This window comes from Pseudomonas sp. SJZ131 (genome assembly GCF_007828705.1).
Classification (GTDB): domain Bacteria; phylum Pseudomonadota; class Gammaproteobacteria; order Pseudomonadales; family Pseudomonadaceae; genus Aquipseudomonas; species Aquipseudomonas prosekii.
Genome location: NZ_VIVC01000001.1, coordinates 618,230 through 641,211, shown reverse-complemented (window position 1 = coordinate 641,211; position 22,982 = coordinate 618,230). Strand labels below are relative to the sequence as shown.

Genomic DNA, 22,982 nt, shown 5'->3' with positions numbered 1-22,982 from the left:
GCTCCGAGAGGAAAACCAGGTGATGAATCTGTTGGGAAACTGCGACTGCCTGCCGCCGACAACTACGACTCTATTGGTCGCCCTTCATCCACACAAGTCAACTTTACTGATCATTCCAATCTGTTTTTTCGATCCATTTACGCAAGCCGCATAGACCGGGGCTAGCCAACTCCCAGCAATCCGAGAAAAAGCAAAGCCGCCCGATAAAGCGCGTTGCCACCCTCCTGCCTCGCTGCTAACATTTGCGACTACTTTTGTCGGAGATTGATATGTCTCTTTATAGCGCGGGTGTCGAGTACGGCATCCACTGCCTGCTGTTTCTGGTGGGCCATGGCGGCGATTCGCGGGAAGCGAGCGTGCGCGACCTCGCCGAACTGCAAGGCGTGCCGTTGGACTACCTGGCGAAAATCTTCACCAAACTCGCCAAGGCAAAACTGGTGGTGGCCACTGAAGGCGTGCGTGGCGGCTTCAAACTGGCCCGGCCGGCGGATGAGATCACCCTGCTCGACATCGTCAATGCGATCGATGGCCAGAAGCTGATCTTTGATTGCCGCGAGATCCGCGGGCGTTGCGCGCTGTTCGAAGGCTCGGCGCCGGAATGGGCGCTGGACGGTCGCTGCGCAGTGCATGGGGCGATGATGACGGCGCAGAAACGCATGGAAGACGCGCTCGCGCAGACGACGATTATCGACCTCGCGAGAAAGGTCGGACGCAAGGCGCCGCCAGAGTTTTCCGGGCAAGTCGATGATTGGCTGACTGATCGGCGCGAGAAAAAAACCTCGGCAACCAGCGAGCACTCTATCGCCGTGACCGACATCACCGACTAACCTGTCCGCCGAAAAGCAAAAAAAAAGCAGAAAGGCCAATTTCTGCTTTTTTTATCCGTTTTATCCCGCGATCAAACCCTTACAGGCAGTCGCGCACCGCTTGGCGCATTGCCGCCGATTTCGCCCACGGCGGCCCTTGGTACAGCGAAACGCGGCTGCCGTCCTTGGACTTGACGATATCGAGGATCTCGTCCGCCGTAATGATGCTCGGCGCAGTCAACCGGTAGCCGTTGGAAATGCCCATCTGATGGGTCTTCGACACCTGCGCCTGCCACAGCGGCAATACGCACGCAGCGTACTCTTTAGGCGGCTTGGCGCTGTATTTGCTGACATTGGGCTCACCGGGCACCAAGGACGCAGGCAATGAACAACCCGCCGACATAGCCACCGCTACCCCCGCTATCAACATCCGCATGACGCTTCCTTATCTTGAAAAACGGCGAATGTAGCGCGTAGACGCGCAGACATCCAGTAAACGATCAGCGAAAACCAGCTAACCGACGGCGGCCCTGCGCTATTGGACGCTGCATTACTGGCCGCCCATGAAAAAGCCCCGACAAATGCCGGGGCTGCTTTTGCTCATCATTGCCTACTGGCTATTCGCCGGCCGGCTCGCCCGCGCCTTGTACACCGGCAACGCCGCGGCGAATGCCAGGGCTTCCTCGCGGCTGGCGAACGCACCCAACCGGTCACCTTTGGTGCACACCCGCCACGGGCCGTGGTTCACGCTGAGTACGTCATAACCGTTGATGTGCAGTTTGGTCAGCATTTCAATGCTCATGGTCACCTCCTGTCTGGGCAGTGAAAAACCACAATCGACGCGCTCACCTTACACCCGACGCCCGCCAAGGTGCCGACCAGACGTCGCGCGGGCCAATTCCCTGCTAGGTTGCACTTTCCGCAATCGTCAGCAGTCGAATCCCTGAGAGCAAAGTAATACGCGGCTTCGGCGCGTATATTGCATTTTTATGACTGTTTTGTGACAACCGGCAATTGGGTAACACATGAAAGTACGCGCCACCGTGATTTGCGAGCAAGACCGACACGTCCTCCTGGTGCGCAAGCCCCGGTGTCGCTGGACCTTGCCCGGCGGCAAAGTCGAGCGCGGCGAAACCACCCTGGACGCGGCAACCCGTGAGTTGGCCGAAGAAACCGGCCTCGGCGTCGACGGCATGCTCTACCTGATGGAGCTGGAAGCGGGCAGCACTCGCCACCACGTCTATGAAGCATCGGTGATCAATCTGGACGACGTGCAGCCACTGAATGAAATCACCGATTGCCTGTGGCATCCGCTAGACACCGTGCAAAACCTCAACATCAGCGATGCCACACTGCGGATCGTGCGCGCATTTCAGCGGCGGTTATAACGCGTGATTCTGCGCCCCGGCGCAACGCCTACAGGTTCTGCGTTTCTTCAATGCGAATCGCCATCCCACAGCCAGTTCCAGATCCCCGGCAGTTGCACCGGTTCCGCGCTTTCGCTGACGGTGCGGGCCAGCGCCGCTTTGAGCAATTGTTGCCGATCGTCGTAAAACGCTTTCGGCGCAGTCTTCACGCCGGTCTCGCGGGCGCTGTCGAGGAGGATTTGCAAGTATTCGCGGGTGTGCCGGGCGGTGTAGCGATTGAGGTCGTGGAAGGTCACCACCACCGGAATCACGCCGTCTACCGTGGGCAATTCGCCGCGGGCGATGCGTTCACGGACTTCCGACAATTGCAGCAACATATTGGCCCGGCGCCGCGGACTGGCGTTGAAACCCCAGATCTTGCCGTCATTCGCGCTGACGTCGGTCAGCAGCACGTGCATGCCGTGGCGTTTATACGCGGCAAACGTGCGTGCGTCGTAGTTCCAGAACGGCGGCCGCAGCAGACTCGGCGGCGTGCCACTGATCGCGGCGATAGCCGCCGCGCCTTGGCTCAAAGTCTGTTCGAGGTCTTGCGGGCTGAGCCAACGATGGTTGGTGTGCCAATGGGTGGCGGTGTGAAAACCGAGGATATGGCCCTCGGCATGCTGGCGCTGCATGATGCGCCGGCCGATGTCGCTGTCGCCGGCACGCGGCGCGCCGGTCTGGACAAAAAATACCGCTTTGATATTCGGCTGCAGCGGATTGTCGGCGAGACCGTCCAGCACGGTCTCGGTCGGGTTCCAGAAACTCGAGGCACTCGGGCCGTCGTCAAATGTCAGCAGAAACCGAATCGGCGCCTGCGCCTGCAAGCGTTGCTGGGTCTGCGCGGTCATTTCGAACGGCGCCGCAATGCAACCGGTGAGTCCGATAGCCACCGCGAGCAGCGAGAGAATCCTGAACAGCTGTGTCATGTTTTGCCTTGGGCCCGACCATCGCGGTCATCACGTTAGTGGCAAAACCCTCGCCCGGTGATCCTCCACTCGGCCCGCATATCGCTGCGGGCGCAAAGTCGCGCAAGGTTACACAGTGTTGGCGTCGCGCGCTCCCGGATTAGTGTGTCAGTGCCTGTTCGAACGAGTGATCGATGATCGGCGCGGTTGCCAACGCGGCCGGCAGTGCCTTGACCTTGAAGAGGAAATCCGCAGTGCTTTGCAAGTCGGCGGCGGCTTGCTGATCCACCGGGCCGACCGTCATGTGCGCCTGGCGCAACCAATGACGCGAAACGTTCTGGTCGAGGTTGGCCTTCTTGGCCCAGAGGTCGGCGTATTCATCGGCGTGGTTATCGACCCAGGCCCGAGCCTTCTTCAGGCGCCCGAGAAAGTCGGCGATGGCTTCACGCTTGCTATCGATTGCCGGCGTTGAAGCAGCAATCGCGCTGAGACCGGGCATCAGGTTCTTCGCAGTGAGAATCGGCCGGGCGCCGGAAAAGAGGATTTGTTGCGAAATATACGGTTCCCACACCGGGAACGCATCGATGCTGCCCTGCGGTAACGCCGCCGCAGCATCAATCGGCATCAACTTGATGAAGTCGACATAGTTTTCCGGCAACCCGGCCTGCTCCAACGCGCGCAAGGTCAATTGCTGACTCCAGGCGCCGGGCCAGTAAGCGACTTTTTTACCCTTCAAATCGGCAATGGTTTTCACCGGTGAATCCTTGGGCACCAGCAGCGCAATGGTGTCGGGGTTTTGCCGCGACACGCCGACCAGCTTCACCGGCGCCTGCTTGGCGGCGAGGAACAGAAAACCCGAATCGCCGAGAAAACCCAAATCCAGCGCGCCCGTATTCAGCGCTTCGGCCAATGGCGCGGCGGCCTGGAAGTGTTTCCAGTCGACCGTATAAGGCGCGCCTTCGAGCACGCCCGACGCTTCCACCGAGGCGCGCACGTTGTAGTAATTCTGATCGCCAACGTGCAGGACCACGGATTCAGCCGCGTAGGCAAAGGGTGCAAGCAACGTCGCAGGAAACAAGGCGCAGCTCAGCAGACTGCGCAGGGATCGGGACAGGTTCATCGAAAGCTCCGGGGGTGTTATTCCGATAGACCATAACGCTCTTACTGGGCGGCTTTTAAATTCTTTTTATGCATAAGCTAATGATCGGCTGCGGTCACTGTTTGCCTGGCAACAGCGGTTCAACAGACTGTTTGTCTGGGTTCATCGGCATCTGTTTTCCAAGGGCCTGAAGTACGGAAAACGCTGGATTCAGCGGACATGGCACAGAGCCTGCAATATTCCTTTTATGCAGGATGCATCGTTAACAACCATTCATCAGGACATAAGAATCCAATCGCCTTGCCTGGAGCTGTGCTTATGAAATCCCTCTTCCGTTTTCCCAACGCCAGGCACTTGCTCAGCGCTGTCGCCATCGCTTTCAGCCTGCAACCCTTGGCCCATGCCGCCGAAACTGCGCCGGCCGAAGTGCATCTGGATTACGCCTACTACTCGCCGGTGAGCCTGGTGCTCAAGCATTTCGGCTTCCTCGAAAAAGCCCTGCCGCAGACTAAAGTCGGCTGGGTGTTGAGCCAGGGCAGCAACCGCTCGCTGGAATACCTGAACAGCGGCGGCGTCGATTTCGCCTCTTCCGCCAGCCTCGCCGCGGTGCTCAGCCGAGCCAATGGCAGCCCGATCAAGTCTGTTTACGTTTACAGCCGCGCCGAATGGACCGCGTTGGTGGTGCGCAAGGACTCACCGTACAAAACCGTGGCTGACCTTAAGGGAAAGAAAATCGCCGCGACCAAAGGCACCGATCCGTACCTGTTTACTTTGCGTAGTCTGCAACAGGCCGGTCTGAGCAAGGACGACGTCGAACTGGTGCACTTGCAGCACCCGGACGGCCGCACCGCGTTGGAAAAAGGTGATGTCGATGCCTGGGCCGGACTGGATCCGCACATGGCGGCGAGCCAGGTCCAGGCTGGTTCGCGTCTGCTTTACCGCAACACCGATTTCAACAGCTATGGCGTGGTCAGCGTCACCGACAGCTATGCCAAGGAGCATCCGAAAACCATCGAAACCGTGCTCAACGCCTACGAACAGGCGCGGGAATGGGCGGTGAAGAACCCGGATGAACTGGCAAAACTGCTCGCCACCGAATCCGGCCTGCCGCTCGAAGTGGCCAAGCTGCAATTGTCACGCACTGACCTCAGCACCCCGCAATTGAGCGCCAAGGACGTACTCGCGTCCAAAGCTGCGGCACCGATCCTGGTGTCCGAAGAACTGGTGCGGCGCGGGGTGAATGTCGACCAAGTAATTGATCAACTGATCGACACGGGCTTTAAACAAACCGTCGCCCGTCAATAACAAACACCACGCCTCCGTAGGAGCGAGGCTTGCCCGCGAACAACGATTACGCGGTCTTTCAGGAAGACCCGATCTGAATTCTTCGCGGGCAAGCCTCGCTCCTACACAAAGGGGGCTTTGATGTGGAGGACTCATGACCAGCAAAAGCAAATCCCTGCCCGCCCATCTCGCACTCCCCGCGCCGAAACGCCTGAGCAATGCCTGGAAACTGCGCCTTAAAGGTCTGGCGTTGCCGCTTGCGATCATCCTCGTGTTGGAATTTGTCGTACGCATCGGCTGGCTTCCGTCCTACCAGATGCCCGCCCCCAGCGAAGTCGCGCTGACCCTCGGCGAACTGGCCGACGGCGCGCTGTGGAAACACATCAGCGCCAGTCTGTTGCGGGTCTTGCTCGGTTTTGCCATCGGCGCCAGCCTGGCGTTGGTATTCGCCGCGTGGGTCGGTTTGAGCCGCGAGGCCGAAGCCTATCTGGAACCGACATTTGCCGGCCTGCGCTCGATCCCGAGTCTGGCGTGGGTGCCGTTGTTGCTGCTGTGGCTGGGCATCGACGAAACCTCGAAAATCGTCCTGATTGCCATCGGCGCGTTTTTCCCGGTGTACCTCAACGGCGTCGCGGCGATTCGTGACATCGATCGCAAACTGGTGGAAGTCGGGCAAATGTACGGGTTCAGCCGAACGCGGCTGGTGCGCCGCATCCTTTTGCCTGCCGCCCTGCCCGGCCTGTTCACCGGGCTACGCAGCGGCATGAGCCTGGCGTGGATGTTTCTGGTGGCTGCCGAACTGATCGCCGCCACCAAAGGCCTCGGTTATTTGCTCAGCGACGGTCGCGAGACCTCGCGCCCGGACATCGTGTTGGCGGCAATCATTGTGCTGGCGATTCTCGGCAAACTCAGCGACGGCATTCTTGCCAGCCTGGAAAGACGTTTCCTCGCCTGGCGCGACACTTTCAACGGCCAAAATGCAGGGGAATAAGCCATGACCGCACACTTGCTGGACATCCGCGTGGAGCGCAAAAGCTTCGCCAGCGCAACCGACCGCAACAACACTGCTCTCGACAACACTGCCCTTAACAACATCGTCCTCAACAACATTCATTTGCAGCTCAAACCCCACGAAACGGTGAGCCTGCTCGGCCCCAGCGGATGTGGCAAAAGTACTTTGCTGCGAATTGTCGCCGGGCTGGAAAAGGATTTTCAGGGCGAACTGAACAACCATGCCGGCGAAGTCGCGTTTGTGTTTCAGGAACCGCGCCTGATGCCGTGGCTGACGGTCGAGCAAAACATCGGTTTCAGCGCCGACAAGCAGTACGACAAGGCCTGGGTCGCGCAATTGATCGACGAAGTCGGCCTCGGCGGGTTTGCCCAGGCGCTGCCCAAAGCCTTGTCCGGCGGCATGGCGCAACGGGTGGCGATTGCGCGCGGTTTGTATTCGCGCCCGCAAGTACTGCTGCTCGATGAACCGTTCAGCGCGGTGGACGCCTTCACGCGGATGAAACTCCAGGATTTGCTGCTGCAACTTGCCGAGCGCCACGCCATCGCTTTGCTGCTGGTCACTCATGATGTCGATGAAGCGCTGTACCTCAGCGACCGCGTGCTGGTAATGGGCAACCGCCCGAGCAGCATTCGCCAGGAACTGGCGGTACAACTGGCGCATCCGCGCGATCGCCGCGATCCTCTGCTCGCGCAACTCAAGGCGTTGTCGTTGACCGAGTTGCAACGCGCACATGTCATCTAAGCTGAAATCTCCTGTAGGAGATTTCGCCAATGTGTGGACGACTGACGCAGTACCGGGGTATTCACGATTTTGTCGCGGTGCTGAGCATTCCCGACGCGCTGATCAACCACGTCGGCGATCAGCCATTAGCGCGCTACAACGCCGCGCCGACCACGCAACTGGCGCTGTTTCATCAGCAAAATGACGGCTTGCATGCCGACAACGTGCGTTGGGGCTGGCGACCACACTGGGCCAAGGATCGCGCAGCGCCGATCAATGCGCGAGTCGAGAAAGTCGCGCAGGGGGCTTTTTTCCGCTCGATATGGCCGAACCGGGCGATCTGCCCTGTCGATAATTGGTTTGAATGGGTGGATGCCGGCGATTCGACGCGCCAGCCGTGGCTGATTCGGCACCGCGATCAAACGCCGATTTACTGCGCGGCGATTGGGCAGTTTCCTGCGGCGGGTGGCGAACCGCGCGACGGTGACGGTTTTGTGATCATTACCGCAGACGCTGCCGGAGGCTTGCTTGATGTGCATGATCGGCGACCGGTGGTGTTGTCGGCGGAACTGGCCCGCGAATGGCTCGATCCAGCAACGCCCAAGGAGCGCGCCGAGCAGATGGTGTTGTTTGAGGGTGAAAGCAGTGACTGTTTCGAGTGGTACAGAGTCGATAAAGCCGTAGGAAATGTCCGCAACCAAAGTGCCAGTATTATTCAACCCTTACTTTGACGCGCGTGCTCGATTTAACTATCACCGACGCCAACAAGTTGCCTATACAACTTCACCGCGAGAACGTTACATACAGTGTTTCAGGCGCGAGACACTTATTTTTGTGCGGCTGTTTGCCGCACAACCGCTTGTCTGACATTCCGATCGTCATACATACATTTCGCCCCGCTACGGCTAGCATGCGCGCCGCATTTCCATAAGCATTCCCAGTTGACCGATGAGTCAACAATCAAGGAAATTCCTACAACTTTTACATACCTGCAGAGAACTAAGTTGCGCGACGATTTTGCAAACAATCAAGTCGATGGGTTGGAGTGTGTCTATCTTTCAATGACAGAACACTTGCAACTCAATTGTTTTATCGGCAATTACATAAAAACCCGAAACCTGCACTCAGTCGCGGATATCGAGAATGTTCTGCGGGCCACGCTGAAAAACTATCCGGGCAAGGCGCCAGTGATGGTCAATGAAGTCAACGCATGGATCGACAAGACCCTCGGCTACCGCACCGCCCACCCGGATTTCCCGCAGATGGAAGATGCCTGAAGCCCAATTCGGCCGCAGGGAATTGTAGGAGCCGGCAGCCATACCATTTGCAGCGACTGGACGACCGCTATCGCGAGCAAGCTCGGCTCCCACAGGGGATTTGTGGTGATCACAAAGCCCAGGCACGCCGCTGGAATTGTAGGAGCTGAGCTTGCTCGCGATGGGGCCGGCAGCCGTAACATCTTCAGCGCCTGAACGACCGCTATCGCGAGCAAGCTCGGCTCCCACAGGGGATTTGTGATGGTCACAACATCCGGCCACGCCGCCGGAATTGTAGGAGCTGAGCTTGCTCGCGATGGGGCCGGTGGCCATAACATCTTCAGCGCCTGGACTGCCGCTATCGCGAGCAAGCTCTGCTCCCACAGGGGATTTGTGGTAGTCACAAGATCCGGGCACGCTGCCGGAATTGTAGGAGCTGAGCTTGCTCGCGAAGGGGCCAGCCGCCGTAACATCTTCAGCGACTAGACGACCGCTATCGCGAGCAAGCTCGGCTCCCACAGAGGTTTGCGGTGGTCACAAAATTCGGGCACGCCGCTGGAATTGTGGGAGCTGAGCTTGCTCGCGATGGGGCCGGCAGCCATCACATTTTCAGTGACTGGACGGCCGCTATCGCGAGCAAGCTCGGCTCCCACAGGAGGTTGTGGGGTTGTGGGGTTCAGGGTTTCAGGGGGATTTCCACGTCGCGGTCGGACAATTCCTTGCCGTCATCGGGGTGTTTCCAGTCCGGCCTCGAACGGCGCTGGCGCTCGATTTCTTCGTGGCTGGGCTCATCGGTGTCTTCTTGCAGATCCGGTTGTCTGGTTTCATTGGCCATGTGCACCTCGCTGGTTCAAGTAATCAAACTTCTCCAAGCGTAGATCACTGTCGCGCTTGCGGCTCACAGCCACCAGCGCAGAAAAAAGAAGAAACCCATGCTCAGCAACATGCTGATCAGCGTACTGCGGGTCCAGATCACCAGGCCTACGGCCACCAGCGAGCTGAGCAAATACGGGTTGTCCCACTGCAAATTCAGCTGCTTCTCCGGCATAAACACAATCGGCCCGCAAATCGCCGTGAGCATGCCCGGCACCGCAAAACCGAGAAATTGCCGCGCGTTGCTGCTCAAGCGCAGCGGCAGGCGCGGTTCGAGGAACACGTAGCGGTTGAGAAATACCAACACGCCCATGCCGATAATCACCGCCCAGACCATCATGTGCGCTCCAAATACAGTTTGTTGCAGATAAACCCGGCAGCCATCCCTGCCAGCCCCGACAGCACCAGCGCCGAGCCCCATTGCCAATAACTGAACAACACCGAGCAAAACAGCGACACCGCCACGCAGACCACCGTCGGCACGTTGCGCACCACCGGCGTGATCAGCGCGATAAACGTCGCGGCAATCGAGAAATCCAGGCCCAGATGCTCAAGCCCCGGAATGCTGCTGCCGAGGACGATCCCGGCCAGGGTGAAGAGGTTCCAGGCGATGTAAAACGTCAGGCCGACGCCCAGCGCATACCAGCGATTGAACTGCTGTTTGTCGTGCTGACTGGTCAACGCAAACAGTTCATCGGTCAGTAGAAAACCCAACCCGACGCGCCAACGCCCCGGCAGCGGCGAAATCACTGAACGCATGCTCATGCCGTAGAGCAGATGCTGCGAAGTCAGCAGCAACGTCGTCAGCAGAATCGAGAAAACCCCGGCGCCGCCCTTGAGCATGCCGATCGCGACCAATTGCGCGGCGCCGGCAAACACGATGCTCGACAAGCCCTGCCCTTGCAGCGGCGTGAGGTTGGCCTCGATGGCCATGGAACCGGCGAGCAACCCCCACGGCGCGGTGGCCAGGGACAACGGCATGATTGCCGCCGCGCCACGCAAAAACGCGCTGCGCGGCAAATGTGAGTTGGACATAACACGCTTCACCGATGAATTGACCGCCAACTGTGCCAGCAGTCGCGCTCGAAGGCATGCACAATTTTGCCCGCGCCGGGGTGATCGCGCCCGCCGCAGCCAACCATAGAGCCCGACGCCGCAGCCGAGTAACATGGCGCCATTCACTTGAAAAGTCAGGGAGCCGACATGCTTTACCGAATCGCCGCCGACGGGCTGGTGCTGTTTCACTTGTTGTTCATTCTGTTCGTGCTGTTCGGCGGGCTGCTGGTGCTCAAATGGCATCACCTGGTCTGGTGGCACCTGCCCGCTGCAACGTGGGGCGTGATCGTCGAGGTGTTTCACCTGACCTGCCCGCTGACCTACTGGGAAAACCTGATGCGCGAGGCGGCCGGGCAAACCGTGTATGGCGGCGGTTTCATCGAGCACTACGTGTTGCCGATCATCTACCCGGCCGGGCTGACCCCGACCATTCAGCTCGCACTCGGCAGCATCGTCCTGGCGGTCAACGTGCTGGTTTATGCACGCCTGATCCGCCTCTGGAAACTCCGTCGCGCCACTTGAAACGCAAACCACTCACCCCCGCAGATTTCACCCAATCAATTGGCAATCACGCTCATATTGCGCCCGCTCGCCTTGGCCACGTACATCGCCTTGTCCGCCGCGCTGATCAAGTCATCGGCCTTGGCTTGTGAGGCCGGATCATAAGCGCAAACGCCCAGACTGACGGTCACCACGCCCTCGATCCCTTCGCTGTGGACGATGCCGGCCTGCTGTACCGCGCGGCGGATTTTCTCGGCGACCAGAAACGCCCCGACATAATCAGTGCCGGGCAGCACCACAGCAAACTCTTCGCCGCCATAACGCACCGCCAGATCGCCGGGGCGCTGGATGCTCTCGGTGATGACCGCGCTGATCCGGCGCAAACATTCATCGCCCGCGACATGTCCGTAGTGATCGTTGAACAGCTTGAAGTGATCGACGTCGATCATCAGCATCGCCAGCATGCTCTGGCTGCGCCGCGCCCGGCCCATCTCGGCAAGCATGAACAGGTCGAACTGGCGTCGATTGGCCAGCCCGGTCAGGGCATCTTCCAGCGCCAGCAGTTCTAGGCTGTGATTGATTTCGAGAAGTTTTTCCTGCGCTTCGAGCAATTCGTTCTGCACGCGGTTTTGCTGCTTCATCACGCGGATCAGCCGATAGCCAAGCGTGCCGAGAATCGCCAGCAGCAGCGCGACGATGGTCGCACTGTTCAACGATTCCTGGCGCCACGCGGCCAGCACTTCTTGCTTGTTCAGCGCCGCCGAGACGACCAGCGGATAGCCCTCGACGCGGCGAAAACCGACCACGCGTTCTACGCCATCGATCACCGATTTGATCGTCGCCGTGCCGGAGCTAGCATACGGCAGCAACTGCGTAAACAACGGCCCATTGACCACGCTGGTGCCGATATCGTTTTCATTGAACGGGCGGCGCACCTGCAGATTGCCGTTGTCGGCGATCAGGCTGATCGCGCCGTTTTTGCCCATGTCGATGCCGTCGTACAGCGCCAGGAAATGGTTCAGATACACGGTGGCCAGCGCCACGCCAGCAAAACTGCCGTCAGGATGATTGATCCTGCGCGACACCGTCATGATCCATTCACCGGTCGAACGGCTTTTTATCGACGGGCCGATGTGCGGGCCGCGCTCGGGGTGTTCGCGGTGGAAGACGAAATACTCGCGGTCGGAATTGTTCGACTGCGGCACGGACGCACCGTTGGAGTTGACCAGCCAACGGCCGTTCTCGTCGTAGACAAACAAGCCGTGCAACTGCGGCAGCTCGCTGCGTTGCGCCACGAGCAATTGCTGCACACGGCTGAACGGTGCCTGGCCCGCGCCGTCCTTTTCCAGGCGATCGACCAGAGTAAACAGCATCGTATCGGCCTGTTTGATCGTCGATTGCGCCTGCGAGGCTAGGGTCTGCGCGAGGTTGGACATCGCCACTTCTTTGTCATGCAAGTGGTAATGCCGCGAATTCCACGACTCCCAGACCGCCAGCGCGGTCATCGACAGACACACCGCGATCAGCAACACCACGGCGTAACGCACCTTGAGCCTGGCTTGCAGCTGTTCGGCGAGCAATGACGCAGTCGGCTGAAGGGTTTCGATACGAACTTTAACGGACGGCTGTCCCATGACGTTCCCTGATTTTTTGTAGAGGCGATGCTTCCTGACCGCCACTGGTCTGCTGAGACTAGCTGATGCCCAGCGCCGCAGGCCGTCAGCGTGGGGTTTGCTTGACTGCGTCGAGCCAGGCCGGGTTCAAGTGCGTCTGTTCGGTGTCGATACCGAGCGCCTGCATGCGTTGCTTGTGTTGCTCCATTTCGCGGTTCAATTGCCCGTGATCGCTGGAGTTACCGTCCAGTTCATGCATCTGACTCAACCCGAGATGATAGAAGCGCAGCAGTTTCATCGCATCGGCATCGCCCGCTTCGACCGCAGCTGTCACCTGGTGCATGACGTTGGTCACGCTCATCAGGCTGCGCTTGAGCCGCCAGCCGTAGACCGCCGGCGCCATCCATGGCTGATGCCAGAAGGTGCCGCGCATCAACGCGACCATCAGCAGCACCGCGACAAACACCCCGCCGACGTTGAAGCGCAGGTTGTCGCCGCCGGGTTCGCCGAACAGCGTCACCGCAGCCGTCGACAGCGCCATGGCCAGCGCGAGGAAAATCAGGGCAATGATCACCGTGCTGCGCCGGGTCTGGCGGCGGAAGGTTTCGGCATTCATCGGCTGGATTTCGAACATGGTGGCGAACGTCCTTGAATCAGTGAGCGAAAAGAGTGCCGGGCATTATCGCCTCTGCGAGGGATTTAGCTATGCTGGGGCTCCTTTTGATTTTTTCATCGTCAAACCGGGACGTGGCGAGAGTCCGCAGTTCGTGCCATCTTCTTTCATGGATACATTTTTATTCGGATGCCAATCGCTACTCCTGTCTGATCGGCATCGTTTTAAGGATCATTGAATGTCCCAACGTCAAGTAATCAACGCTTCCGTCAGCCCTAAAGGCAGCCTCGAAACCCTGTCCCAACGTGAAGTGCAGCAACTGAGCGAAGCCGGTTCCGGCAGCACCTACACCCTTTTCCGCCAGTGCGCCCTGGCCATCCTCAACACCGGCGCCCACGTTGATAACGCCAAGACCATTCTCGAAGCCTACAAGGACTTCGAAATCCGCATTCACCAGCAAGACCGCGGCGTGCGCCTGGAACTGCTGAACGCGCCGGCCGACGCCTTCGTCGATGGCGAAATGATTGCCAGCACTCGGGAAATGCTCTTCAGCGCCCTGCGCGACATCGTCTACACCGAAAACGAACTCGACGCTCAGCGCATCGACTTGAGCACCTCGCAAGGCATCAGCGATTACGTGTTCCACCTGCTGCGCAATGCGCGCACCCTGCGCCCCGGCGTCGAGCCGAAGATTGTGGTGTGCTGGGGTGGCCACTCGATCAATACCGAAGAATACAAATACACCAAAAAAGTCGGGCATGAACTGGGCTTGCGCAGCCTCGACATCTGCACCGGTTGTGGCCCCGGCGTGATGAAAGGCCCGATGAAAGGCGCGACCATCGCTCACGCCAAACAGCGTATTCAGGGCGGGCGATACCTCGGGCTGACCGAACCTGGGATCATTGCCGCCGAAGCGCCGAACCCGATCGTCAATGAGCTGGTGATCCTGCCGGACATCGAAAAGCGTCTGGAAGCGTTTGTCCGCGTCGGCCACGGCATCATCATCTTCCCGGGCGGTGCCGGTACCGCTGAGGAGTTCCTGTACCTGCTGGGCATTTTGATGCACCCGGACAACAAGGGTCTGCCCTTCCCGGTCATCCTTACCGGGCCGAAACACGCGGCGCCGTACCTTGAGCAATTGGATGCGTTTGTCGGCGCGACCCTCGGTGAAGCGGCCAAGCAGCATTATGAAATCATCATCGACGACCCGGCCGAAGTGGCGCGGCAGATGACCGCCGGACTCAAGGAGGTCAAGCAGTTCCGCCGCGAACGCAACGACGCGTTCCATTTCAACTGGCTGCTGAAGATCGATGAAGGCTTCCAGCGCCCATTCGACCCGACCCACGAAAACATGGCGAGCCTGCAACTAAGCCGCAGCCTGCCGGCCCACGAATTGGCGGCCAACCTGCGCCGCGCGTTCTCCGGGATCGTCGCCGGCAACGTCAAGGACAAGGGCATTCGCCTGATCGAAGAACATGGCCCGTATCAAATCCGCGGCGACGTGGCGGTGATGCAACCGCTGGATCAACTGCTCAAGGCGTTCGTAGCCCAGCACCGGATGAAACTACCGGGCGGCGCGGCGTACGTACCGTGTTATCGCGTGGTTGCCTGATAGTTATTTTGGACGTGGCACAGATCCTGTAGGAGCTGAGCTTGCTCGCGAAAGCGGTCTGCGAGTTAGTGCACGTGTTGGCAGGCATGACGCCATCGCGAGCAGGCTCACTCCCACAGGGGAATGGCTTCGGACGCAGTATTTGGGCGTGCCGCAAATCCCGTAGGAGCTGAGCTTGCTCGCGAAAGCGGTCTGCCAGTTAGTGCATGTGTTGGCACACACGACGCCATCGCGAGCAAGCTCACTCCCACAGGGGAATGGCTGCGGACGCAGTATTTGGACGTGCCGCAAATCTTGTAGGAGCTGAGCTTGCTCGCGAAAGCGGTCTGCCAGTTAGTGCATGTGCTGAATACAGGACGCCATCGCGAGCAAGCTCACTCCCACAGGGGAATGGCTGTGGACGCTGGATTTGGTCGAGGCGCAAATCCCGTAGGAGCTGAGCTTGCTCGCGATGGCGGTGGGTCAGTTAGTGCATGTGTTGGCAGACGCGACGCCATCGCGAGCAAGCTCCCTCCTACAGCCATCACCGCAGCAACGGATATACCCACAATCCGACCTCACACAAAAAAAAGGCGCCCGAAGGCGCCTTCTTCACTGGCCCAAAAACCTCAAGCCAAACTCTTGCTCACCACCTCAAACACATCACTGGACAACTGACCCGAGCCACGAATCCGCTCCAACTCCGCTTTCATCAGAGCCTGACGCGCATCGTCATACTTGCGCCAGCGGGTCAGCGGCGCCAACTGCCGAGAAGCGATCTGCGGATTGAACCCATTCAACTCAATCACCAAATCCGCCAGGAACCGATAACCGGAACCGTCCGCCGCATGGAAATTCACCAGATTCTGCCCGGCAAATGCCCCCACCAACGCGCGCACCTTGTTCGGATTCTTGATATTGAACGCCGGATGCTCCATCAGCGCCTTCACCCGTGCCAACCCACCCGGCAACGTGCTGCCCGCCTGAACACTGAACCACTGATCCATCACCAGCGGATTGTCCTTGAAGTGCTCTGCGAAACTCGCCAATGCCTTGGCTTTCTCTTCCTCGAACGGCGAATTCACCAACACCGCCAACGCCGTCAGGCGCTCGGTCATATTGTCACTGGTCTCAAACTGCTCCAGCGTCGCCGCCAACACCTCCGGCTTACCGCTCAGCATCAAGTACGACAGCGCAATATTCTGCAGCGCGCGGCGGGCAAAATGCTCAGCCTCAGCCACATACGGCGTGTTCTTCGACAAATCACGATTGGCCTGATAACGCAGCCACAACGCCTCGAACAAATTGTCCGCCAACTGCTTGCGCACAAACTCACGCGCGGTGTGGATGGCATCGACATCAGCCACATCGCTGATTTCGGTCAGATACGCCTCGCCCGGCAACGACAGCATCTCCGCAACCATCGCCTGATCCAGCGTTTCATCGGAAAGCACCGTGCGCAGGGCCGAAATCAGCCGCTGATCCAACACCAGCGTTTCGCCCTTCTGCTGCTGCGCGATCAACTCCTGGAGCACTTGCACCGACAACTGCTGTCCGGCATCCCAACGATTAAAACCGTCGCTGTCGTGCTGCATCAGGAACATCAACTGATCGCGGTTGTACGGGAAGCTCAACTTCACCGGCGCCGAGAAACCGCGCAACAGCGAAGGCAACGGCTGTTCAGCGATATCAACGAAGGTGAACGTCTGCTCGGCTTCCGTCACCGAAATCACCCGCGAAGTGCCTTGAGCAGCGTCTTCACCCGACAGCCGCAAAGCAATTGGCGCGCCTTTGGAGTCCAGCAGACCCAATTCCACAGGAATCACAAACGGCAGTTTCTCAACCTTGTCCGGGGTGGCCGGGCAGCTCTGACGGAACGTAAGGCTGTAGGTTTTCGCCGCCGCATCGTAAGACTCGCTGACCGCCAGACGTGGCGTGCCAGCCTGGCTGTACCAGCGTTTGAACTGGGTCAGGTCGACGCCATTCGCGTCTTCCATGGCTTTGATGAAGTCGTCGCAGGTCACGGCTTGACCGTCATGACGATCGAAGTACAGGTCGCTGCCCTTACGGAAACCCTCGGCGCCGAGCAAGGTGTGGAGCATGCGGACGACTTCCGAGCCCTTTTCGTACACGGTCAGGGTGTAGAAGTTGGAAATCTCGATGAAGCTGTCCGGGCGCACAGCGTGGGCCATCGGGCCGGCGTCTTCGGCGAACTGGTGAGTGCGCAGATAAGCCACGTCCTGGATGCGCTTGACCGTGGCCGAGTTCATGTCGGCGGAGAAGCCGGAATCGCGGAACACCGTGAAGCCTTCCTTGAGCGACAACTGGAACCAGTCGCGGCAGGTCACGCGGTTGCCCGACCAGTTGTGGAAGTATTCGTGAGCGACGATCGCTTCGACGCGCTGGTGCGCGGCGTCGGTGGCGGTTTCGGCGCGGGCCAGCACGGCGCTGGAGTTGAAGATGTTGAGGCCTTTGTTCTCCATCGCGCCCATGTTGAAATCGTTGACCGCGACGATCATGAAGATGTCCAGATCGTATTCGCGACCGTAGACCTCTTCGTCCCAGCGCATCGACTTCTTCAAGCTGTTCATCGCGTGCTGGCACTTGTCGATGTTTTCCGGCTCGACGTAAATGCGCAGCGCCACCGAGCGCTCGGTCATGGTAGTGAAGGTGTCTTCGACGCACCACAGGTCACCGGCCACCAGCGCAAACAGGTACGCCGGTTTCATGAACGGGTCTTCCCAGGTCGCCCAGTGCCGGCCGTCTTCGCCGGGGCCGCTGGCAATCGGGTTGCCGTTGGACAGCAGCACCGGGTAGCTGTGCTGTTCGGCGACGACCGTGGTGGTGAACTTGCTCATCACGTCCGGGCGGTCGAGGTAATAGGTGATCTTGCGGAAGCCTTCAGCCTCGCACTGAGTGCAGAACATGCCGCTGGATTTGTACAAACCTTCCAGCGCGGTGTTGGTTTCCGGGTGAATGCGCACGGTGGTGTCGACCGTGAAACGCTCACTCTGCGGATGCAATGTCAGGTGGTTTTCAGTCAGCCCATAGTCGTCAGCGCCAAGCTCGCGGTCAGCCAGGTTGACCGTCAGCAATTCCAGCTGCTGGCCATCGAGCACCAGCGGCGGCAGGCCCGGGCCGCGTTCGGGATTGCGGCGCATCACCAGTTGCGCATGGACCAGGCTGTGGTCCTCGAACAACTCGAAGGTCAGGTGCGTCTCGTCGATCAGGTAGTCGGGCGCCTGATAGTCCTTCAGGTAAATCATCTTCGGTTGTTCGGTGCGCATGCTGGAATCCTTAACTATGCACGGCGAGCTGATAGGCCGTGTACTTGCGAATATTGATGACGCCGGTGTCGAAAATCAGGTACTGGCCCTTGATCCCCAACAGCGTGCCTTCGGCAATCGGGTTCTTGTCCAGGTTGAAGCTGACGATCTTGGCCGGGTATTGCTCGACCGGATAGCGGATTTCGAGGACGTCGACATCGGCAATAGTCTGGATTGCCTGTAGGCCGAATCGTTCCTGCAAACCTTGCAAACCTTCGGCGCAGCTCTCGAACAACCGATCGCGAACTTCAGCCAGATCCACCGACAGCGCTTCGCCCTTGAGTAAAGCACGCCAATTGGTCTTGTCTGCCACTTGGCTGCGGAACAGATCTTCGACGAAGCCCGATTGCTGGCGAGTCGAGACGCGCATGATCGGCAACGCCTGGCGCGCGCCCTGATCGATCCAGCGCGTCGGCAACTGGTTGAGCCGGGTAATCCCGACTTTCACCCCCGACGAATTCGACAGGTAAACGATGTGGTCGGTCATGCAAAACGTCTGGCCCCACTCCGGATCACGGCAAGTGCCGGCGTCGAAATGGCAGCGTTCCGGGCTCATGATGCACAGGTCGCACTGCGCCAGTTTGGTCATGCACGGGTAGCAATACCCTTGGCTGAAACTGGTTTTGGTCTTGCGTCCGCAATGGGAACAGAAAATCGCCCCCAGGAATTCGAGGCGGACCGTGCTGCCGATCAATGGATTGACCGGCACCTCGGTATCGCCCAGACGAAAAGCGTACTGCACGTCCGGCCCGTCGAGGCGCGCCGACATTTTACTGATTGCACCGCGGCCAATCTCAATCAATGGATGGCATCCGACTTGAACAGGATATTCGGCACTTCAATCGACTTCGAGCTGCATTCCTGCGGGCCCATGTAACCTGTGCGCTGATCCTCGGGCAGGTTCTGTATTTCCCAGGCAATCATCGCTTGCAGCGACAGTTCGCGTTGCTCGGCGGTGAGTTTGCCACCGTCCGACCATTTGCCGATTTCCACCGCCAGCTTCAGGCTCTGGTAGATATCGGGGGTGATGTTTTTGATCATTTCGTTAAAAGAGGACATCAGGGTCTCCGCGCTCTTTATTCAGTAACTGTTTTAGACGGCGAGTTTACGGCGGTTGTACAAACCGCCCAACAAACCGGTGAAGCATCCGATGAGCAGCCCGCTGACGTGCGCGGCGTTGGCGATTTCGCCGAAGCCGATCATCGAGATCAGCCCGGACATGCACACCACCAGCCAGATCAGCATCATCACCAGCACGCCACGCGGCAGGCGATAAGCCGGGTTCGGCGACAGCAACTGGAAGATCCAGCAATGCCCGAGCAAGCCGTAGAGCACGCCGGACAAGCCACCAAACAGCGTTGCGCCGCTGTAATAGAACTGCGAATAGTTCGACACCAGGCTGTACAGCAACGTCAGGCCGATCAGGTTGATGCTGCCCTGCCGCGCCTCGATGCGCCGACCCAGTTCCCAATACCACATGCCGTTCATGGCCAGGTGCAGGAAGCCAAAGTGCAGCAACATCGGCGTGAACAGCCGCCACCACTGCCCCGCCGCCAGGCTGTCGGCCAATGGCGTGAACTGGATGTATTCACCGACCACGCGGAAATCGAGGAAGGTAAACCAGTGCATCGTCTCGAGGTTTTCCCCGAGCAACGTCACCGCGCCGACGATCAGGCTCAGCAGCAACACCACCGCGGTCGCCTTGCTGTGGCGCAATTGCTCGACAAAACCTGGACGTTTGCTGGTCTGTGCCACCGGGATGTCGAGTTGCTGCTCGGGATCACCGGCGGGAAAGCGTTCGTACAACGAACGCACGTCTTCGCTGATGTTGTCCGGCACCCACAGCACCTGCTCTCCCGCCTCTTCGCTGACCCGATGCGGGACTTGCATGCGTTGCAGCAGTTTGACGAAACCACTCAAATCCACCGCCAGCGGCAGACGCAAAACCGCCACCGTACTCATTGCATAGCCTCCGGGCGCTCGACATCGACCCAGACAAACTTGTGCGGATCGAGGCGGGTTTCCTGGTCCAGACGATAGGCGACCAATTTGCCGTAGAGCACGGCGCTGTAGTCCAGGCACGCGAGATTGGGGCGGATCGGCGCCGGTTTGCCGCTGCGCCAGTAATGGCCGACAAACAACAACGGCTCGTCGACGCCGTAGCGCAGCAAATTGCTCTTTTCAGAGGACGACAGTGGCGTCAGCGCCACCGGTTCAGGCAAGGCGTCGGGTTGAAACACGATGTCTCCGTAGGTTTGCGGGTCGTCTTCCCAGAATTTGGTGCGGAAGAACGCTCGCGTCAGGCCGTCGCCGCTGGTCATGGTCTGGCCATCCGGCAGGCGCATGTCGGTGCCGCGCAGCAGGCGGTCGAACACCGTGCAGGCAAAACTGCCGGGCACGGCCGAGGCCTGGAGGAAATGCTCATCGACGCAGCCATCGGGGAACAACGCGCGCAACGGCTGGATCAACCCGGCATCCCAACAGGCATGCACCACGCGGAAACGCCCGGCATCGACGAACAAGGGCAGTTCATAGAACCACTGCTGGAAGTCGTGCCAGTCGCCCGGATGATCTTCGAATTGGGTCAGGGTTTCGCCCAGCAGGCGCGCATGGCGTGGCGTGTGTTCGCGCACGAATTGCTTGCCGCTGCCCGGCGGCGCCGGAGTGCTCCAGCCGAGCGCGTTGAATTCATGATTGCCCATGATGCACAGCGCCTGACCGGCCTCGACCATGTCGTGAACGATGTGCAGCGCCTCGCGAATCCGCGGGCCGCGGTCGATGATGTCGCCGACAAACACCGCCATGCGCGATGGATGTCGCCAGACGCCAGCGTGTTTGTGATAACCGAGACGGTCGAGCAAGTGCTCAAGGGTCAGAGCGCAACCGTGCACGTCACCGATCAGGTCGTAGCTACGCGCGGGATCGAGCATCAGTCGCCTCCACCACCCAAACGGCTGCCCCAGCCAAGCTTGGTCCGGCACACTTCGTAATAGTTGTGGTCGAGCGGGTGAATCAGCCGCAGCTTCTGCGCTTTTTTGCTGATGGTGATGGTGTCACCCGGCGCGCAGGTGAAGTGGTTCTGCCCATCACAGGAGACCTGCGGGTAAATCTGCATATCCTTGGACACGACGATTTTCAGCTCACTGTTGCCGTCGACCACAATTGGCCGGCCAGACAAGGTATGGGGGTACATCGGCACAATCACAATAGCGTCGAGCTTGGGATGCATGATCGGGCCACCGGCCGACAAGGCATACGCGGTGGAACCGGTCGGCGTCGCGACGATCAGGCCGTCAGCCTTCTGGCTGCAGACGAATTGGCCGTCGATGTACAGCTCGAACTCGATCATTCGCGTGGATTTGCCGGGGTGCAGCACCACATCGTTGAGCGCGTCACCCTGACCGATGGCTTCGGCGTGGCGGCGCACTTCGGCTTGCAGCAGGAAGCGGTTTTCCACCAGATAGTGGCCGTCGAGCACTTCGGCGACTTTGACTTCCAGCTCATCGGGGCGGATGTCGGTGAGGAACCCCAGGCTGCCACGGTTGATCCCCAGCACCGGAATGTTGTGGCGGGCCAGCGCACGCGCGGCGCCGAGCAGACTGCCGTCACCGCCGACGACAATGACCATGTCGCAGACTTCGCCGAGCATCTTGCGCGATGAGGTCTGCAGGCCATGGCCGGGCAGGACTTCGGCAATGGTGTCCTCGAGGATCACGTGCAAGTGACGATCGAGCAGAAACCGTTTCAGTCGGCGGACGGTATCCAGCACCTGTGAACTGCCCAGGCGACCGATGATGCCGATATTGCGAAATTGCTCCATGAGGTTCCTGCGCGACGGTGAAAAAACCCGATTATGGGCGAAAGCCGTCCGTAGACAAAATCCTTTCAGCCGCGAGCTGACCGGCTATGCTCGCAAGATGATCCTGTTTCCAGATTTGCTCCAGTTGCCCCACCAGTTACGCCACCCGGAAGTGCGCGACCTGGCGTGGGTCATTCTCGCCCCGCCAATGCTCGGCGAACCGCCGTGGCCGCAGCGTCATCCGCTGACCGGAAGCGATTGGGTGCAGGCGCCGGACGGCCTCGAACGCTGGTTGCGCCAACTCGATCACGACAGCTACGACTTGCTGCACTGGCTGGCGCAATCGCGCACTCGACGGCTGGGCCTGTATTACGAACGCTTGTGGCAATACGCGGTGCGGCATGCGCCCGGCATCGAATTGATCGCCGCCAACCTGCCGATCCGCCGCGAGGGCCACACCCTTGGCGAACTCGATATGCTTCTGCGCGACCGCGACGGTGTGCATCACCTGGAACTGGCGATCAAGCTTTATTTAGGGCCGCAAAACGGTGACGGCCATGACACCGCGCAATGGCTCGGCCCCGGTTGCCATGATCGGCTGGACCGGAAACTGGCGCATTTGAGCCAGCATCAATTGCCGATTTCCGCCCGACCGGAAAGCCGCGAAGTGCTGGCGGCGCTGGATATCCAGCAATTCAGCGCACATTTGTGGCTCGGTGGTTACCTGTTATATCCGTGGCCGGGGCAGTCCGACTCGCCAAGCGGAGCGCATCCGCAGCATCTGCGTGGCAGCTGGTTGCATCAGAAGGATTGGGCAGATTTTGTGCTGCAACGACCGTTCGGCCGCTGGCAACCCCTGCCCCGCCACGCCTGGCTGGCGCCGGCGCATTACCCGGCGGAGCAGACTTGGCAGCGGGAGCAGTTGGATAGGTGGATCGCCGCGCTCGAACCATTGGCGCCGGCGCAGTTGATGGTGCGGCTGGTCGAGAATGCGCAAGGCGAGTGGGAGGAAGCGGAGCGGCTGTTTCTGGTGGCGGATCTTTGGCCGAATGTGCCGGGTAATGGCTGAGGTTTGTGGTGTCTGGCCTGGCCTCTTCGCGGGCAAGCCTTGCTCCTACA

The 22,982-nt window shown here is 59.7% G+C and carries 25 protein-coding genes; 10 read left to right on the top strand and 15 right to left on the bottom strand.

What is annotated here, in order from left to right; all coding sequences use genetic code 11:
• Positions 1-269: 269 nt before the first annotated feature.
• Complete coding sequence (locus FBY12_RS02740) at positions 270-827, top strand: Rrf2 family transcriptional regulator (RefSeq protein WP_121733834.1); 558 nt, start codon at positions 270-272, stop codon at positions 825-827.
• A 79-nt stretch (positions 828-906) separates the two neighbouring features.
• Here the strand turns inward: FBY12_RS02740 and FBY12_RS02735 are convergent, their stop codons facing one another.
• Both FBY12_RS02735 and FBY12_RS02730 read right to left on the bottom strand, forming a co-directional pair.
• Positions 907-1,242 (bottom strand): hypothetical protein, encoded by a 336-nt coding sequence (locus FBY12_RS02735; RefSeq protein ID WP_092269429.1) that lies wholly within the window; start codon positions 1,240-1,242, stop codon positions 907-909.
• A 174-nt stretch (positions 1,243-1,416) separates the two neighbouring features.
• Positions 1,417-1,608, bottom strand: coding sequence for a DUF2188 domain-containing protein (locus FBY12_RS02730; RefSeq protein WP_145250912.1), 192 nt, complete (start codon positions 1,606-1,608; stop codon positions 1,417-1,419).
• Between the two features lie 223 nt (positions 1,609-1,831).
• On the opposite strand from FBY12_RS02730, the gene FBY12_RS02725 reads away from it, so the two are divergent.
• Positions 1,832-2,194, top strand: a complete 363-nt coding sequence (locus tag FBY12_RS02725) for an NUDIX hydrolase (RefSeq protein WP_121733835.1) — start codon at positions 1,832-1,834, stop codon at positions 2,192-2,194.
• 47 nt (positions 2,195-2,241) lie between these two features.
• Here the strand turns inward: FBY12_RS02725 and FBY12_RS02720 are convergent, their stop codons facing one another.
• Together FBY12_RS02720 and FBY12_RS02715 are read right to left on the bottom strand one after the other, a co-directional pair.
• Positions 2,242-3,141, bottom strand: a complete 900-nt coding sequence (locus FBY12_RS02720) for a polysaccharide deacetylase family protein (RefSeq protein WP_145250908.1) — start codon at positions 3,139-3,141, stop codon at positions 2,242-2,244.
• Between the two features lie 139 nt (positions 3,142-3,280).
• Positions 3,281-4,240 carry an ABC transporter substrate-binding protein gene (locus tag FBY12_RS02715; protein WP_145250905.1) on the bottom strand — a complete coding sequence of 320 codons (960 nt, stop codon included), beginning with the start codon at positions 4,238-4,240 and terminating at the stop codon, positions 3,281-3,283.
• 297 nt (positions 4,241-4,537) lie between these two features.
• Between FBY12_RS02715 and FBY12_RS02710 the strand changes: the two genes are divergently transcribed.
• The 5 genes from FBY12_RS02710 to FBY12_RS02690 all read left to right on the top strand — a co-directional run bounded on the left by FBY12_RS02710 (position 4,538) and on the right by FBY12_RS02690 (position 8,512).
• Positions 4,538-5,524 carry an aliphatic sulfonate ABC transporter substrate-binding protein gene (locus FBY12_RS02710; protein WP_145250902.1) on the top strand — a complete coding sequence of 329 codons (987 nt, stop codon included), beginning with the start codon at positions 4,538-4,540 and terminating at the stop codon, positions 5,522-5,524.
• Positions 5,525-5,657: 133 nt separating this feature from the next.
• Complete coding sequence (locus FBY12_RS02705; protein ID WP_145250899.1) at positions 5,658-6,494, top strand: ABC transporter permease; 837 nt, start codon at positions 5,658-5,660, stop codon at positions 6,492-6,494.
• 3 nt (positions 6,495-6,497) lie between these two features.
• Positions 6,498-7,256 carry an ABC transporter ATP-binding protein gene (locus FBY12_RS02700; RefSeq protein ID WP_145250896.1) on the top strand — a complete coding sequence of 253 codons (759 nt, stop codon included), beginning with the start codon at positions 6,498-6,500 and terminating at the stop codon, positions 7,254-7,256.
• Positions 7,257-7,285: 29 nt separating this feature from the next.
• Positions 7,286-7,966 carry an SOS response-associated peptidase family protein gene (locus FBY12_RS02695; protein ID WP_145250893.1) on the top strand — a complete coding sequence of 227 codons (681 nt, stop codon included), beginning with the start codon at positions 7,286-7,288 and terminating at the stop codon, positions 7,964-7,966.
• Positions 7,967-8,239: 273 nt separating this feature from the next.
• A complete protein-coding gene (locus FBY12_RS02690; protein ID WP_092269478.1) occupies positions 8,240-8,512 on the top strand; it encodes a hypothetical protein in 273 nt (90 codons plus the stop codon).
• Between the two features lie 655 nt (positions 8,513-9,167).
• On the opposite strand, the gene FBY12_RS27605 is transcribed toward FBY12_RS02690, so the two are convergent.
• From FBY12_RS27605 to FBY12_RS02675, 3 genes are all read right to left on the bottom strand, one after another.
• Complete coding sequence (locus FBY12_RS27605) at positions 9,168-9,326, bottom strand: hypothetical protein (protein ID WP_178111709.1); 159 nt, start codon at positions 9,324-9,326, stop codon at positions 9,168-9,170.
• Between the two features lie 63 nt (positions 9,327-9,389).
• Positions 9,390-9,704 (bottom strand): AzlD domain-containing protein, encoded by a 315-nt coding sequence (locus tag FBY12_RS02680; protein WP_145250887.1) that lies wholly within the window; start codon positions 9,702-9,704, stop codon positions 9,390-9,392.
• Positions 9,701-10,399 (bottom strand): AzlC family ABC transporter permease, encoded by a 699-nt coding sequence (locus FBY12_RS02675; RefSeq protein WP_145250884.1) that lies wholly within the window; start codon positions 10,397-10,399, stop codon positions 9,701-9,703. The genes FBY12_RS02680 and FBY12_RS02675 overlap by 4 nt, the downstream gene beginning before the upstream one ends.
• Positions 10,400-10,567: 168 nt before the next feature.
• Here FBY12_RS02675 and FBY12_RS02670 point away from each other — a divergent pair, with 168 nt between their 5' ends.
• On the top strand, positions 10,568-10,942 hold the full coding sequence (locus tag FBY12_RS02670) for a DUF2784 domain-containing protein (RefSeq protein WP_121757344.1): 375 nt from the start codon (positions 10,568-10,570) through the stop codon (positions 10,940-10,942).
• Positions 10,943-10,977: 35 nt separating this feature from the next.
• Here FBY12_RS02670 and FBY12_RS02665 read toward each other — a convergent pair whose 3' ends face one another.
• Entirely contained in the window at positions 10,978-12,555 is a 1,578-nt protein-coding gene (locus FBY12_RS02665; RefSeq protein WP_145250881.1) for a sensor domain-containing diguanylate cyclase, read from the bottom strand.
• Positions 12,556-12,640: 85 nt separating this feature from the next.
• The gene (locus FBY12_RS02660; RefSeq protein WP_145250878.1) at positions 12,641-13,168 is read right to left on the bottom strand and encodes a DUF3087 domain-containing protein; all 528 of its coding nucleotides are present in this window, start codon (positions 13,166-13,168) and stop codon (positions 12,641-12,643) included.
• 217 nt (positions 13,169-13,385) lie between these two features.
• On the opposite strand from FBY12_RS02660, the gene ppnN reads away from it, so the two are divergent.
• Complete coding sequence (ppnN, locus tag FBY12_RS02650; RefSeq protein WP_101207945.1) at positions 13,386-14,759, top strand: nucleotide 5'-monophosphate nucleosidase PpnN; 1,374 nt, start codon at positions 13,386-13,388, stop codon at positions 14,757-14,759.
• 608 nt (positions 14,760-15,367) lie between these two features.
• Here ppnN and pepN read toward each other — a convergent pair.
• Genes pepN through FBY12_RS02620 form a run of 6 tightly spaced genes read right to left on the bottom strand, consistent with a single transcriptional unit; the run spans position 15,368 to position 21,884 of the window.
• Positions 15,368-18,025, bottom strand: coding sequence for an aminopeptidase N (gene pepN, locus FBY12_RS02645; protein ID WP_145250872.1), 2,658 nt, complete (start codon positions 18,023-18,025; stop codon positions 15,368-15,370).
• 10 nt (positions 18,026-18,035) lie between these two features.
• A complete protein-coding gene (locus FBY12_RS02640) occupies positions 18,036-18,866 on the bottom strand; it encodes a DUF2797 domain-containing protein (RefSeq protein ID WP_145250869.1) in 831 nt (276 codons plus the stop codon).
• Positions 18,863-19,123, bottom strand: coding sequence for a YeaC family protein (locus FBY12_RS02635; RefSeq protein WP_092269506.1), 261 nt, complete (start codon positions 19,121-19,123; stop codon positions 18,863-18,865). The genes FBY12_RS02640 and FBY12_RS02635 overlap by 4 nt, the downstream gene beginning before the upstream one ends.
• 33 nt (positions 19,124-19,156) lie before the next feature.
• Positions 19,157-20,026, bottom strand: a complete 870-nt coding sequence (locus FBY12_RS02630) for a rhomboid family intramembrane serine protease (RefSeq protein ID WP_145250866.1) — start codon at positions 20,024-20,026, stop codon at positions 19,157-19,159.
• Positions 20,023-20,997, bottom strand: a complete 975-nt coding sequence (locus FBY12_RS02625; protein ID WP_371927383.1) for a metallophosphoesterase — start codon at positions 20,995-20,997, stop codon at positions 20,023-20,025. The genes FBY12_RS02630 and FBY12_RS02625 overlap by 4 nt, the downstream gene beginning before the upstream one ends.
• Positions 20,994-21,884 (bottom strand): NAD(+) kinase, encoded by an 891-nt coding sequence (locus FBY12_RS02620; RefSeq protein ID WP_010459816.1) that lies wholly within the window; start codon positions 21,882-21,884, stop codon positions 20,994-20,996. Before FBY12_RS02620 ends, FBY12_RS02625 begins: the two co-directional genes overlap by 4 nt.
• Positions 21,885-21,981: 97 nt before the next feature.
• On the opposite strand from FBY12_RS02620, the gene FBY12_RS02615 reads away from it, so the two are divergent.
• A complete protein-coding gene (locus FBY12_RS02615) occupies positions 21,982-22,932 on the top strand; it encodes a DUF1853 family protein (RefSeq protein WP_145250860.1) in 951 nt (316 codons plus the stop codon).
• The last annotated feature ends 50 nt before the right edge of the window (positions 22,933-22,982 follow it).